The sequence below is a fragment of the Polynucleobacter sp. MWH-S4W17 genome (genome assembly GCF_018687535.1).
Classification (GTDB): Bacteria; Pseudomonadota; Gammaproteobacteria; order Burkholderiales; family Burkholderiaceae; genus Polynucleobacter.
The window spans coordinates 207,692-222,324 of the sequence record NZ_CP061295.1 but is presented as its reverse complement, the minus strand read 5'-3'; the positions used below and the strand labels follow the sequence as shown (position 1 = coordinate 222,324).

The window sequence follows — 14,633 nt, the reverse complement described above, 5'->3', positions numbered from 1 at the left end:
GAAGCTACAACAAATAAGAATAAATAATTAATAGATTTATTTTAAAAAGTACTGTATACAATTACAGTATGTCGGAATCTAATAAAGCAATTCGAACCCTGCGATTGCGTGTCAAAGATAAATACGCAAAATTCCTTTTTGCCCAGGCTTGTGAAGTCAATTTCGTTTGGAATTTTGTAAACGAGCTCTCTGAAAAACATACGCGCCGTACTGGTAAATTTCTCTCAGCATACGACCTAAATCAATACACCACTGGCGCGAGTAAAGAAGGTTTGAGCCTACACAGCCAAACAGTACAAGCCATCAATGAGGAGTTTGTTGCTCGCCGAATGCAGTTTCGCAAAATTCGCCTTTCCTGGCGCAAAAGTGGCGGCGCAAGACGCTCTCTGGGCTGGATTCCGATTAAAAAATCGGCAATTCGCTACCGCAATGGCCAGCTTCACTACCAAGGCAAGGCAATTAGTCTATGGGACTCATACGGCTTAGCAGACTACGAACTAGGTTCCGGTTCGTTCTCCGAAGACTCCCGTGGTCGTTGGTATTTCAACACCACAGTCAAAGTAGAGAAGAAACACAATACAGCTACTCAGTCCATAGGTATTGATCTTGGACTAAAGGAATGCGCCGTCACCAGCGATGGGCATCGCCTTATTGGCAGAAATTACCGCCAGCTAGAGCAATCGCTGGGCATGGCACAAAGAGCCCATAAGAAATCCTTAGTCAAAGCACTTCATGCCAAGATCAAGAATCGTCGTAAAGACGAGCTCCATAAGTTCTCTACTAAGCTCGCTCAAGAGTATGGGGCAATATTTGTAGGAAACGTATCCAGTAGCAAACTCATTAAGACAAGAATGGCCAAATCTACGCTAGATGCTGGATGGTCGTCACTCAAAACCATGTTGGAATATAAAAGCGCTTACGCTGGCGGGATATTTGAGGAAATTAATGAGGCTTACACAACCCAGACTTGTTCGCGCTGCGGCTCTATAGCTACCAGCAGTCCGAAAGGTAGAATAGGTTTGCGAATAAGAGAATGGACTTGTTCAGATTGTGGTTCGGTGAATGACCGCGACCTCAATGCGGCCAAGAATATTCTTGCGCTCGGACATGAGCGTCTCGCAGGAGGAATCCCCACCAATTAAGGAGGGGAAGATGTCAACCTATAGAACATGACAGTTTCACTAAAATAAGCCAAATCCAATGAACTCTCGCTTAAATACCTTTAACCAGCAACTCCAGTCCGCATGGGCCTCCCAAGGCAGCATGCTGTGTGTTGGTTTTGACCCGGACCCAAAGCGCTTGCCCCCCTCCCTAAAAGGGAATGCCGAGGGTATCTATGAGTTCTGCCGAGAAATCGCTGATGCGACCGCGGATTTGGTCTGCGCCTTCAAACCTCAATTCGCTTACTTTGCCTCCCAAAGAGCAGAGGCTCAATTAGAAAAACTCATCAAGCACCTCAAAGATAAATACCCCCACATCCCAGTCATCCTGGATTCCAAACGTGGAGATATTGGCAGCACTGCTGACCATTACGCCTTGGAAGCCTTTGATCGCTACAGCGCTGATGCTGTAACCGTAAATCCATACATGGGATTTGACACGATCGAGCCCTACCTAAAGTACACAGGCAAAGGAGTTATTGTCCTGTGCCGTACATCCAACCCTGGCGGGTCAGATTTGCAGTTCCTAAATGTGTCACCCAATGGCGAGCCTCTTTATCTGCATGTGGCGAAGCTAGCTGCACAACAGTGGAATAGTTCTGATCAGATCAGCCTGGTAGTCGGCGCTACTTTCCCAGAAGAAATTGCCAAGGTACGCGCCATTGTTGGTGATATGCCTTTATTGATTCCAGGGATCGGCGCTCAAGGCGGTGACGTTGATGCCACTGTCAGCGCAGGAAAAATAACCGGCAAACCAGGAGCAGGGATGATCATTAATTCTTCCCGAGCGATTCTGTATGCCAGTTCAGGTGCTGATTTTGCAGAAGCGGCTAGAGTCGTCGCCATGAGTACTCGGGATGCACTTCGAGCTGCTGCAAACAAATAGTTAAGTAAAACAAGGAATTATTTACCCGAACCACTCTTTGGGTAAGGCGCCAAGGCAACTCTATCCATGTTTTCCAAGACAAATTCTTGGCGAGCGGAGTAGTTAATGCTTCCTCGACGGCAATACTGTTGCTTGTCAAAACACTTGGGCGCCGGCAGTGCTGAAGCTAGAGCAGCAGCCTGCTCACGATCTAGGGTTGCTGGGCTTGTAGCAAAATAATGCTGAGAGGCGGCGCCAATTCCAAAAATGCCCTCGCCCCACTCTACCGAATTCAGATAAATCTCAAACAATCTCTGCTTAGAAAGTATTAACTCTAAAAGCCCCGTAATGATGAGCTCCTGCCCCTTGCGCAGATAATGTTGCTCTGAAGAAAGAAATAAATTTTTTGCTAATTGCTGGGTAATAGTAGATCCGCCCCGTAACGCTATTTTGGATTTATTGCCTGCTTGGGCTTTTTGCTGATTCTGCTGTTGATTTTTCTGCCAGGCTTTTTGCATATCCTCAACTCGCACACCCTTGTGTTGAAAGAAGATATCGTCTTCACTGACTAAAACAGCACGCTTGAGATTATTCGAGATCTTGTCATAAGGCACCCAATGGGATTGCACTGGACAGGTCCAATGCCAAGTGCATAAGCGCCAACGCTCAGCCCTCTGAAACGCAGTACTACTGGGATCTAAGCTAATCCACAAAGCAATCTGCAAGGCGAAAAAGATTTGCATGGCGATAAACCCTGCGAGTAAACACTTCACTGGGTATAGAAGCCAGCGCATCAGGGCAAATTAACTACGTAACCCTGCTAAGACTGCGCGGGAGTCAATTGCACTCGCCAATTGCGCGCCCCGCCATAGCAAGAATGCATCAGCCGCTTGCTCCACCAACATTCCAAGGCCATCACTCACGCGAGCACCTCGTTGTAAGGCCTGCTGCATGAATACAGTAGTTTTACCGTAGACCATGTCATAAGCGAAAGAGCTGGGCACAAAAATATTAGCTACCGCTTCGGGCATCAATGGGGACTCATCGGTTAAACCAGCAGCTGTGGCATTGATCACCAAATCAAATGGGTGCTGAGTTTTTGCAACATCCTCTAAATCAGCCAAAGTACGTGACTCCAGTGCTACCTCCTTAGAGCCGGCTAAATCTGCAAATAGCTTAACCAACTCATCCGCCTTTGCGCTGGAACGATTGGCAATGATGAGGGACTTAGGAGATTGCTCAAGCAATGGACCTATTACACCCCGGGCAGCCCCACCAGCACCGACCAATAAAATGCGAGCGCTATGCAGTGAAATACCTTGAGCCAGTAAATCACGCACTAGACCAGCACCGTCGGTGTTGTCACCAAAAATTTTGCCTTCCGTCTTCCACAAAGTGTTAACGGCACCAGCCAATTGAGCACGCGGCGTTAATACATCAGCCAGATTTTGAGCATCTAGCTTGAACGGCACAGTGACATTCATGCCCTTACCCCCCGCAGCAAAAAAAGATTGCGCTGCTTGGGCAAATGAATCTATATCCGGCTGAAGACGTCCATAGTGCATCCGTTGCTTTGCCTGTTCCGCAAAGCGTTGATGTATTACTGGGGACTTGCTATGAGCAATCGGATTACCCGCAACCACATAGACATCCACGCCAGCAAAAAGGCTTGGATCGGTATGTAGGGAGGAGGAATCGGTAGAGCTCATGATGACTACAGAATAAGCGAATTTGTAAATTGAGTTAGCAAACTTTTCAAATAATATTAATGGCGCAGCTCGAGGCGATCTACCCCATCACGTGTGAACTCAAAGGTAGAGATCCAATCTAAGACATCGATTTGATTGCGCATTTCTGAAGGAAAAGGACCAAATGGTGCAGAGGCTCTCACAATTGCCAGCGCTTGGCGATCTAACTCGGGATTACCAGAACTACGGCCAATCGAGAGCCCATCCTTGCCTTGAGCGTTTGTAGTGATTCTGCCTTGGTTATCAACGCTAACGACAATAACTAGACTGCCGTACAAGGGATGCCCACTCGCCCTTGGGAAAAAAGCGCTACCGTAAGCCTCAATCTTTTGACGCATCGCATCGTAATAATGCGCAAAGGTAACTGCTTTGGTATTGGCTCCAGTCAATACTTTACGTCTAGGCTCTTTGCCATCAATTTGTAAGCGTTTAGCTAACTCAGCCTCTAAAGAATTTAATTGAGGCGTAATTTTTTGCTCATCGCCACTCTTGCGACCGCCTGATCGACTGCGCTGCTCATCTAGCTTAGCGAGCATTTGTTTTTGCTGCTTTTCTAAAACCTCTAGTCGCGCCTCTGCACCCAATCTTGCGCGGTGCATTGCTGTGGCATCTTGAGTTTCTGTTTTACCGCCACCCTGCAAATCAGCCTGCGCCAACTTATTCGCTTTTTGAGGTGGCGTTTTATTGCTGGCGTTTACTAAAACCACGCTCAATGGCGTATTGAGTCTGCGGTTCTGAATCTCTCCAACGCCCCATCGGAAAGATAAGAAAACAATGTGGATCAGTATTGAAGCGCACAAGGCAAATCGGAATGGGTGGCGATTCCAGGCGCTGCGCAAGTAACGCAAGGCCCCAGCAAGCCTTTCAGGACATGGAAACTCCAGCGATTTAATCTGGGCTAGCATCTTCTTTGGGATTATCCGAAACCACTTGCTCTGGAGTCTGCTCGGTAGCCTGATCAGCCGAAGGCTTTTCAGGAGATTCAATTTTTGCCTCGATCTCCAACACACGAACGCCAGCACTTAGCTGCAGCAAATCTACATCTGCGATCACTACTTCCGCACGGGTCATGCGTGGATGGGTTGCCAATTCAGGGATAGGTAGATGTAGAGGTACTAACTCCACTCTGGACATACCCTCTTTTAAATGGCGCACATGCACTGTTTTCGAATCACCGTCTTGAGTAATCCAACGTAAACACCAATACTTTTCTAAGCGATCTTGGAACTCGCCATAAGCTTGATAGCAAGATTCAAAGTCAGCAGCAATACCCATCAAGGTAGCGTCTCTCGGCGGGAATGGGGCAACCATCTTGGCAGTAACGCCATGCTTTGCTAGCGCAATGAGTTGCCATTGATTTACCAAATCAGAATACCGACGTAAAGGAGATGTACACCAGGCGTAATAGTCCAAACCAAGGCCTTCATGAGGTCCGGGAGTGGTTTGCATCCGGGTACGCAATGGACCCCAACCCTTTTGAGTTCTGAATAACCCAGGAAGACCATGATCTGCTAGAAGCTGTCCTGAGGCGCTATTACAGAAAATCATCCACTCGGCAACGATCGTATCCAAAATAGAGCCGCGTTGACGTGGGGTGATTTCTACACGCTGCACCCCATCAACGTCTTGAATCTGAAAATGAAAGTCTCTTGCTAGGGCATTTGGATCTGTGACACCTAACTGCTCAGCACGCAAACCATTTGCTACGCGCTTCTCTTGACGCCCTGCATGCAGATGTTTAGCAGCTTGCCATAGAGTAGCCAGCTCTTTGCGATACGGGTAGTTAGAACCCTCATCCAACAGACTTTCCTCACTCACGAGATGCTCAATATTTTCTAGGCGTAAATTAGCAGCCATCGGCACCATCTCAGCACGCATCTGCAAGCTCGCTCGATTAGCAATACCTTCAGCATCAATATCAACATAGATCGATAAGGCCGGTCTTGGCATACCCTCATCTAATGAGAATTGCTCAATGACTGAATCAGGCAACATCGTAATCTTGTCACCCGGAAAGTACACCGTGGACATTCGATTACGAGCGACTTGATCCAATGGATCATCTTTTGTAATTGCCAGTCCAGGAGCGGCGATATGAATACCCACCCGATGACCACCCTCAATTGGTGTAACTGATAGGGCATCGTCAATCTCGGTAGTACCGGAATCATCAATGGAAAATGCCTGGACCTGAGCAAGAGGTAGCTCAGCAACCGCTGATGCATATGCCGATTGATCAATGCTAATAGCCGGGTTGTGATCCGCACCATTCGGGAAATGGGCTTTGAGAAACAATCCCTGGTGATACGCCAAAGGAGAGTCGATTGCGCCACAACGAATCATCAGTTGCGCCGGAGACTCCCCGGTTTCAGTACAGGCTGCGATCAATGTCTTATAGGCGGAGGTATTTTTATCGGGCGAGAAAAGTAATTGCTTGGCTGAAGACTTCAGTGACTCAGGGAAGATGCCAGCAACCAACTCTTGCTGCCAAACGGATTGCTGTTCAAGTTCTTTTTGCTTGCGCTCTAAAGCAGCCAATCCAGCCTGTAACTGCTCTAGTGGAGCTCTCTGAAACCGTCCGCGCCCTTTGCGACGGAAAAATACTGGCGCACCTTGCAAGGCAATCGCCAGAGCAACTTGCTGCGGAATGCTCGCTTGTGAGCCAAAGTACTCATGAGCCACATCAACCAAGCCAAACTCTTCATCAGGTGCGCAATCCCAAAGGAACTGTAAATCAATATCAGCAGTAAGTGTGTTGGCTTCATCCATGGCTATTTGAGCTTCTGGCTTTTCAAAACGCAGCCATACCTCTTTGGCCTTGAGCTTGATTTTTTTTCCAGAAAGGCTCGTGGCTTGCCAAGACTCTGTATCGCCAGCCCCTGAAGCAGACTGGACTGTGGCGATCTTAATATCGCCACCTTCTTCGTATAAAAGATTCATGCTTAGAGCGAGATCCCGCCGCTGGCCTCTAATGCCACTCCATTGACATAGCTTGCCTCATTGCTCGCTAAGAATAAATACACATTTGCCATTTCTGCTGGGGTGCCTAGGCGACCAAGCCAACTGCGCTTTTCAATATCTTGCACAATATTTTCTGGCATGGCCATGACCATTTCAGTGGCGATAAAACCTGGGCACACCGCATTGACTCGAATGCCTTTAGCTCCTAATTCACGCGCCCATGTTTTTGTAAAACCAATCACACCAAATTTAGTAGCCGAGTAATTGGTTTGGCCAAAATTACCGTAGAGACCCACAACGCTTGATGCATTAACCACTGCGCCAGAGCCAGCTTCCAGCATATGCGGTACGACTATCTGGGTGCAATTGAATACACCCTTCAGATTGACATCAATCACAGTATCAAACTGAGCTTCGGTCATCTTAATTAAGCGTGCATCTTGAGTAATGCCAGCATTGTTGATCAAGATATCAATCCGTCCGTGCTTTTGCATTACCTGATCTACAACAGACTGAACGCTAGCGCGAACCGTGACATTCATGGCATAGCCTTCGGCATTAGGCGTTTTTTCTGCCGCACTATTAACGGCCTCCTGGCTGATATCAGTAATGATGACTTTTGCACCCTCTTCTGCAAAACGCTGAGCAGTAGCAAAACCAATACCCTTAGCGGCACCAGTAATGATGGCTACTTTGTCTTTTAATCTATCGCCCATGATTTGCTTTCTATTTTTGCTTTTGTTGTTGATTCTTATTTTTTACTGCGCCGAAATGGCTTTTAATATTTTCTGATGCACGCCACCAAACCCGCCATTACTCATCACCAAAATATGATCGCCAGGCTTAGCCTCATGCGCAACCGCCTTCACCAGAGCTTCAAGATCATCAAAGGCATGTGCTTTACCCTGTTCTTGCTTATTGAGTGGAGATAAGACTTCTGCCAAATCCCATCCCAATGATTCCTTGCCGGCATTAGCGCCATAGGCAAATACTTTGTCAGCAGCCTCTAGACTTCCAGGAAGTTGAGCTTTCATGACACCGAGCTTCATCGTATTTGAACGTGGCTCAAGCACCGCCAAGATGCGTGCTTTACCAACACGGCGATGAAGGCCATCAACTGTAGTCGTGATCGCGGTTGGATGGTGGGCAAAATCATCATAGACCGTGATGTCATTTGCAACACCAATCGTTTCCAAGCGACGCTTTACATTCTTAAATTCTGCCAATGCACGTGCAGAATCTGCTGGCGAGATACCAATATGATTTGCGCAAGCAATCGCACCAAGTGCATTGAGTTGATTGTGTCTACCCATCACACCAGAATCAGGCGCCCATTTCACAGTGGCTACTTCTTTACCTGCCTTGCGCACGATGAAGCTATCAGCCTCTTGAGCAATTAAAGACCATTCATTTTTGAGTTCTTGCCCGAACCGCTCTACAGGCGCCCAAGCGCCACGCGTAATCACGCTCGCCAATGCAGGCTCCTCGCCATTTACAACCAGTAAACCATCGCCAGGAACAGTGCGCACTAAATGATGAAATTGCGTTTCGATCGCCGCAAGATCAGCAAAAATATCGGCGTGATCAAACTCTAGGTTATTCAATAGGGCGGTACGTGGTCGATAGTGAACAAACTTACTACGCTTATCAAAGAAAGCTGTGTCATATTCATCAGCCTCAATGACAAAATATTTACTCTCACCTAAACGTGCAGACACCGTGAAATTCAGGGGCACGCCACCGATGAGATAGCCCGGCTTGTAACCATTGAATTCTAAAATCCAAGTCAGCATGGCTGAAGTAGTTGTCTTGCCATGCGTACCCGCTACGGCCAAGACATGTCGTCCATACAAAACTTGTTCGCCCAACCATTGCGGGCCAGAGATATAGGGTAGCCCTTGATTGAGAATTGCTTCCATCAATGGATTGCCGCGAGAAACCACATTGCCAATCACGAATAAATCAGGCATGGTCTCAAACTGAGATAATTGATCGGGGGAAAATCCCTCAATCAGTTCGATGCCTTGAGCTTCAAGCTGCGTACTCATTGGTGGATAGACGTTGGCATCGCAACCAGTAACGCGGTGTCCAGCCTGCCTCGCAATTGCGGCAATGCCGCCCATGAAAGTACCGCAAATGCCCAAGATATGTATATGCATTAGCGAATTTTAGCGAAGGAGTTGCAATGAACCGTAGACAATTGATCATCATCGTCGCAATTAGCCTTTTGGCGCTCCTTGGGGGCGTACTAACCTCCCAGTGGATTTATAAAACTGGTTTGGCCAGCGATCCTGCTGTTAAAGCATTTTTTGCCAATTCTTGGCAAACGCCGGATGGAAAAACCGTCAACACCCAAGAATGGCAGGGTAAAGTGCTGGTGGTGAACTTTTGGGCCTCCTGGTGCCCCCCATGTGTCGAAGAAATGCCTGCTTTAGATAAGCTTCAGCAAGAGTTCTTGCAGCAAAATGTCTTATTTGTTGGCATTGGCATCGATTCACCCTCCAATATTCGTGAATTTCTTTCAAAAACTCCAGTGAGCTATCCGATTGTAATTGGTGGTCTTGAAGGTAGCAATCTTTCTAAGCAACTGGGAAATTCCCAAGGCGCCCTTCCCTACACCATCATCATCAATGCCAAAGGTAAGGCCAGCTATAGCAAATTAGGTAAGATAAGCGAAGATGACATCAGAAATGCCATTAAATCAGCTTTATAAGTATTTATAAGCTGTGAATGGATTTTTCTATCGATCAATTTTTGCCTAATAATTAAGCATTAATTCTGATATCTGCCTTTAAAAGCAATGAAAATTCCTGTTTTTGTAGTGAGTTTTTAGTCTATTCCTTGCTTTAAAAAGGTATACTTCCCTTCATAAGCAATCGAGCATGATGTTATTTAGCAATTTACGCTTAACTGCCTCTAAAAACAGGGATCTATGTCGAAAAAAGCTTCAATTCTCGTAATTCAGGGCCCAAACCTAAATCTATTAGGTACTCGTGAACCTGATGTTTACGGAAAAACTACCCTGGAAGATATCCACCAAAGGCTCGGCGAACTGGCAAAAGCGCAGTCTGTTGACCTCGGCACTTTTCAAAGCAATCATGAAGGCGAGTTAATTGACCGCATTCAAAAGGCTAAACAAGATGGGGTTGATTTCATCATCATTAACCCGGGTGCCTTTACCCACACAAGCGTCGCATTACGCGATGTTTTGGCTGGGGTAGCCATCCCTTTTACCGAAGTCCATTTATCCAATATTCATCAGCGCGAAGAATTCCGTAAACATTCCTATTTGTCCGATATTGCAACCGGGGTGATTTGTGGCCTTGGCGCGATTGGCTATGAGTTAGCCCTGCAAGCAGCTATTGCTCGCTTGCAGAAATAAAACTATTTAAAGAATTAGAAGAGAGGAAGCACTCACATGGATCTGAGAAAACTAAAAACATTGATCGACCTAGTTTCTGAATCAGGCATTTCAGAGTTAGAAGTAAATGAAGGCGAAGATCGTGTTCGTATTGTGAACGCTGGATCTCCTGCGCCAGTTGGCCAAATGGTTTATGCCAATCCGGCCCCTGCGATGCAAGCCACACCAGCAGCTAGTGCACCTGTTGCAACAGCCCCTGCTGCAGAAGCTCCCGCGGTTGAAACTGGTTCTATTGCACGCTCACCAATGGTGGGGACCTTCTACCGCGCTCCAAACCCAGAGTCTCCCAACTTTGTCAACATTGGCGACACTGTAAAAGTAGGTCAAACGCTTTGCATTATTGAAGCAATGAAGTTGCTTAATGAAATCGAATCCGAGCATGCTGGCGTGATCAAAGAAATTCTTTGTGAGAATGGTCAAGGTGTTGAATTTGACCAGCCGCTTTTCATCATCGCTTAATTGACTACCTTTAGCTCAATTCCAATTCACTGCTATTTAACTCAGAGCCGACATGTTCGATAAGATTCTGATTGCCAATCGGGGAGAAATTGCTCTCCGTATCCAACGCGCATGCCGCGAGTTGGGAATTAAAACTGTGGTGGTGTACTCCACAGCAGATAAAGAAGCCAAGTATGTAAAACTTGCTGATGAAGCTGTTTGTATCGGGCCAGCGCCATCTCCGCTCAGCTATCTGAATATGCCAGCGATTATTTCTGCAGCGGAAGTTACTGATGCAGAAGCAATTCACCCTGGTTATGGCTTCCTTTCTGAAAACGCTGACTTTGCAGAGCGGGTTGAGAAATCTGGCTTTGCCTTTATTGGTCCTACAGCCGCTTCCATTCGCTTAATGGGTGACAAAGTTTCCGCAAAACGCGCCATGATTAAAGCTGGTGTCCCTTGCGTACCCGGATCAGAGGGCGCGCTTCCTGATAATCCAAAAGAGATTATTGCAACAGCAAAAAAGGTTGGTTATCCAGTAATCATTAAAGCTGCTGGCGGTGGTGGCGGTCGTGGCATGCGAGTGGTTCACACTGAAGCTGCGCTGATCAACGCTGTCAATATGACCCGAGAAGAAGCGGGCCGTGCTTTTGGTAACCCAGAAGTCTATATGGAGAAGTTTTTAGAAAAACCTCGCCACGTAGAGATTCAAATTTTGGCTGACACCCATGGCAATGCGATTTGGTTGGGTGAGCGCGATTGCTCTATGCAGCGTCGCCACCAAAAAGTGATTGAAGAAGCACCGGCACCAGGCATTGATCGTCGTCTTATCGCCAAAATTGGCGAGCGTTGCGCAGAAGCCTGTCGCAAGATTAGCTACCGTGGCGCCGGTACTTTTGAATTTCTCTACGAAGATGGCGAATTCTTCTTCATTGAGATGAATACCCGTGTTCAGGTAGAGCATCCAGTGACAGAAATGATTACTGGTGTGGATATCGTTCAGGAACAAATTCGTATTGCCGCTGGCCTGAAACTCAGCTATCGCCAAAAAGACATTGTTTTCCGTGGTCATGCCATTGAGTGCCGTCTGAATGCTGAAGATCCATTCAAGTTCACCCCGAGCCCTGGCAAAATTGGTTCATTCCACATGCCTGGAGGCCCTGGTATTCGGGTTGATTCACATGCTTACAGTGGTTACGTGGTGCCATCAAACTACGACTCCATGATTGGTAAATTGATTTCTTACGGTAATACTCGTGAGCAAGCCATTCGCCGTATGCAGATTGCGCTCTCTGAGATGGTGATTGACGGCATTACAACCAACGTTCCACTCCACCGTGAGCTCATGCTAGATCCGAACTTCATTGAAGGCGGTACCAGCATTCACTACTTAGAGCATCGCTTAGAAGAGCAAGCTGCGAGTCGCGGTAAATCCTAATGATGAAAGCGCCTCATGTCTTATCGTGAACTGGTATTCACGGTAGCTGCTGAAACCGCCGAGCCTTTGGGTGATGCGCTTTTGGATTTGGGTGCCCTGTCCGTCACAGTTGAAGATGATGCTGCTGGTGGCTATGACGAAAACCCACTTTATGGAGAGCCTGGGCTTCATCCAGAAGTACAGGCTTGGGATAGATCCGCAGTAACCGCGCTTTTTAATCCAGAGATTGATGCTTCAGGCAGCGCAGAATTTATTCCCGAACTACTCGCATCCCTTAAGGAGGCAGGCTTTCATCTAGCACCTCCCCAAGAAAAAACAGTCGAAGAGCAAGACTGGGTTCGCTTAACCCAAAGTCAATTTGCACCCATTCAGATTGGTGAGCGGATTTGGGTAGTGCCATCTTGGCACGATGCACCGACTGATCCCAATGCGATCTGCCTTGCAGTTGATCCAGGTCTCGCATTTGGCACCGGTAGTCACCCAACCACGCATTTATGCCTTCTTTGGCTTGAGCAACAAAGTCATTTACAAAATCAAAGTCTCTTGGATTACGGTTGTGGCTCAGGCATTTTGGCAATTGCTGCCGCAAAGCTGGGTTGTAAGCCAGTGATCGGCACCGATATTGATCCACAGGCGATGGTAGCTGCTCGTAGCAATGCAGAAATCAACAACACCACTATTCGCTTCGTGCTTCCAAACGAGGGTGCGCTCGAATTGGCTGCTGAAAACAAATACGACATCGTGATGGCCAATATTCTGGCAAATCCACTGCAAGTTCTTGCTCCTGCCTTAGTCAACAAGATGAAAATAGGCGGACGTATTGTTTTATCTGGTGTACTTGCCCGCCAAGCAGAAGAAGTGATTGCTACTTATAGCCAATGGCTCAAGCTCTCTGTCTGGAAAGAGAGTGAAGGTTGGGTTTGCTTGCACGGCACCTTACACAAGGACAAGCAAAGTCATTCTGAATCTACTTTTGCTGCACCTGCTCAAAAAAAAAGTCTTAAGTTCGTCTTTCTAGCCGCCTTACTTCTGCTGCTCCTAGTTTTTGGAGAGCATCTCTCCAGAAATTCATTGCTTCCTGCATTAGCACCACGAATTGATGGGACATCGAATTCCATTTCCGTTAGTGCGTTTCATGTTTTACAACGTATCGATGCAAAACTTTGTCGTGCACTAGGATGTCTAGATCGCACTGTGAGCGATTTTTCTGCATGGAAAATAACTTCCGCCGCACTTGCGCCAGAAAACGCGCGTGAGGGCCTTAAAAACCCTGCAAATCAATCTCTGTTGCAAGTGGAGATAAAAAATCGTCTAGCTATTGCCGTTTTAGCTCCAAATTTAGAAATTTCTTTGACTGATGCAGAAGAATCTGAAATCAAATTACTGCAATTCACTCCACAAGAGTGGCTGCCCAAAGCTTGGCAAGAATCTCATCCTGATTTTTTAAAAAAGGGGATCCCTTCTAGTGAAACGCTGCAGCTTGAGTTGCTTATTTCTCTTCCACCGAATGCTGCGGGCTATCGCGTTCGAGTGCTCTACCCCTAAATCAATTCAAAAACACCACATTTACACCCAATTTTTATAAAGAAAGTAATTTATGGCTAGCTTGATCTGCGGCTCTATTGCCTACGACACCATCATGAACTTTGAAGGCAAATTTGCCGATCAGATCCTCCCCGAACAGATTCACATCCTGAACGTAGCCTTTTTGGTGCCAACTATGCGCCGCGAGTTTGGTGGTTGCGCTGGCAATATTGCCTACAACCTCAATCTTTTGGGCGGCGATCCGATCATCATGGCTACAGTGGGTGGTGATGCTGCGCCTTACATGGGCCGCCTTGAGCAACTCAAAATTGATGCGAGCCATATTCGCCAGATCGATCAAGCGTTTACCGCACAAGCCATGATCACCACCGATCAAGCTAATAACCAAATCACTGCTTTCCATCCAGGCGCCATGGGGGAATCCCACCTGAACCAAGTCTCGGCAGTTGTGGTTGAGCGTAGCAAGAACGCTAAAGGTCCAGTGAAATTAGGAATCGTTGCGCCCGACGGTCGCCAAGGAATGTGGGAGCACTGCCATCAATTGGCCGATGCCAATATTCCCTTTATCTTTGATCCAGGCCAAGGTTTACCAATGTTTAATGGTCCCGAGCTTCTGGAATTGGTAGATATCGCTAGCTACTTGGCGGTAAATGACTATGAAGGAGAAATGCTTTCTCAAAGAACGGGCTTGAGCTTGGCAAAAGTGGCTGAGCGAGTCAAGGCACTGATCGTTACTAAAGGTGCTGAAGGTGCGGATATCTACTTTGAGGGTAAATGCATTGCCATTCCCCCGGTACCAGCTGCAAAAGTAGTAGATCCAACAGGTTGCGGAGATGCATTCCGCGGTGGATTGCTGTTTGGTTTAGAAAACGGCATGGACTGGGACACCACTGGTCGACTTGCTAGTTTGATGGGTTCAATCAAAATTACCCACCAGGGACCACAAAATCACCAATTGAGCAAAGATCAGATCACTGAGCAATTTAAAGCGGCGTTTGGCTTTAGCTTCTAAGCAAAAACAGTCCTAGCTGGCCTAGGATCACTCGTTTAATAATCC

General features: G+C 47.1%; 14 protein-coding genes and 1 pseudogene. 9 read left to right on the top strand and 6 right to left on the bottom strand.

Annotation, left to right across the window (positions count from 1 at the left end):
• Positions 1-68: 68 nt before the first annotated feature.
• Positions 69-1,142: an RNA-guided endonuclease TnpB family protein gene (locus C2755_RS01200; protein ID WP_215321409.1), complete on the top strand. Its 1,074-nt coding sequence runs from the start codon at positions 69-71 to the stop codon at positions 1,140-1,142.
• 58 nt (positions 1,143-1,200) lie between these two features.
• Positions 1,201-2,046 (top strand): orotidine-5'-phosphate decarboxylase, encoded by an 846-nt coding sequence (gene pyrF, locus C2755_RS01195; RefSeq protein ID WP_215321408.1) that lies wholly within the window; start codon positions 1,201-1,203, stop codon positions 2,044-2,046.
• Between the two features lie 17 nt (positions 2,047-2,063).
• On the opposite strand, the gene mtgA is transcribed toward pyrF, so the two are convergent.
• Genes mtgA through mpl form a run of 6 tightly spaced genes read right to left on the bottom strand, consistent with a single transcriptional unit; the run spans position 2,064 to position 8,893 of the window.
• Entirely contained in the window at positions 2,064-2,819 is a 756-nt protein-coding gene (mtgA, locus tag C2755_RS01190; protein ID WP_215321407.1) for a monofunctional biosynthetic peptidoglycan transglycosylase, read from the bottom strand.
• A gap of 9 nt (positions 2,820-2,828) precedes the next feature.
• On the bottom strand, positions 2,829-3,734 hold the full coding sequence (gene aroE / locus C2755_RS01185; protein WP_215321406.1) for a shikimate dehydrogenase: 906 nt from the start codon (positions 3,732-3,734) through the stop codon (positions 2,829-2,831).
• Between the two features lie 56 nt (positions 3,735-3,790).
• Positions 3,791-4,678 carry an energy transducer TonB gene (locus C2755_RS01180; protein ID WP_215321405.1) on the bottom strand — a complete coding sequence of 296 codons (888 nt, stop codon included), beginning with the start codon at positions 4,676-4,678 and terminating at the stop codon, positions 3,791-3,793.
• On the bottom strand, positions 4,662-6,713 hold the full coding sequence (locus C2755_RS01175; protein WP_215321404.1) for a ribonuclease catalytic domain-containing protein: 2,052 nt from the start codon (positions 6,711-6,713) through the stop codon (positions 4,662-4,664). Before C2755_RS01175 ends, C2755_RS01180 begins: the two co-directional genes overlap by 17 nt.
• Before the next feature lie 2 nt (positions 6,714-6,715).
• Positions 6,716-7,450, bottom strand: coding sequence for a beta-ketoacyl-ACP reductase (locus C2755_RS01170; protein ID WP_215321403.1), 735 nt, complete (start codon positions 7,448-7,450; stop codon positions 6,716-6,718).
• Between the two features lie 42 nt (positions 7,451-7,492).
• Positions 7,493-8,893: a UDP-N-acetylmuramate:L-alanyl-gamma-D-glutamyl-meso-diaminopimelate ligase gene (gene mpl, locus C2755_RS01165; RefSeq protein WP_215321402.1), complete on the bottom strand. Its 1,401-nt coding sequence runs from the start codon at positions 8,891-8,893 to the stop codon at positions 7,493-7,495.
• A 26-nt stretch (positions 8,894-8,919) separates the two neighbouring features.
• Between mpl and C2755_RS01160 the strand changes: the two genes are divergently transcribed.
• From C2755_RS01160 to C2755_RS01135, 7 genes and pseudogenes are all read left to right on the top strand, one after another.
• Entirely contained in the window at positions 8,920-9,447 is a 528-nt protein-coding gene (locus tag C2755_RS01160; RefSeq protein WP_215321401.1) for a TlpA disulfide reductase family protein, read from the top strand.
• Positions 9,448-9,666: 219 nt separating this feature from the next.
• Positions 9,667-10,116 carry a type II 3-dehydroquinate dehydratase gene (aroQ, locus tag C2755_RS01155; RefSeq protein ID WP_215321400.1) on the top strand — a complete coding sequence of 150 codons (450 nt, stop codon included), beginning with the start codon at positions 9,667-9,669 and terminating at the stop codon, positions 10,114-10,116.
• Positions 10,117-10,152: 36 nt separating this feature from the next.
• Entirely contained in the window at positions 10,153-10,614 is a 462-nt protein-coding gene (accB, locus tag C2755_RS01150; protein ID WP_215321399.1) for an acetyl-CoA carboxylase biotin carboxyl carrier protein, read from the top strand.
• A 52-nt stretch (positions 10,615-10,666) separates the two neighbouring features.
• The gene (gene accC / locus C2755_RS01145; RefSeq protein WP_215321398.1) at positions 10,667-12,031 is read left to right on the top strand and encodes an acetyl-CoA carboxylase biotin carboxylase subunit; all 1,365 of its coding nucleotides are present in this window, start codon (positions 10,667-10,669) and stop codon (positions 12,029-12,031) included.
• Positions 12,032-12,046: 15 nt separating this feature from the next.
• A pseudogene (prmA, locus tag C2755_RS10375) lies at positions 12,047-12,967 on the top strand (50S ribosomal protein L11 methyltransferase); the annotation flags it as partial.
• A complete protein-coding gene (locus C2755_RS10370) occupies positions 12,956-13,576 on the top strand; it encodes a DUF3426 domain-containing protein (RefSeq protein WP_371816842.1) in 621 nt (206 codons plus the stop codon). The pseudogene prmA and the gene C2755_RS10370, both read left to right, overlap by 12 nt.
• Before the next feature lie 52 nt (positions 13,577-13,628).
• Entirely contained in the window at positions 13,629-14,588 is a 960-nt protein-coding gene (locus C2755_RS01135; RefSeq protein ID WP_215321396.1) for a carbohydrate kinase family protein, read from the top strand.
• Positions 14,589-14,633 lie beyond the last annotated feature (45 nt).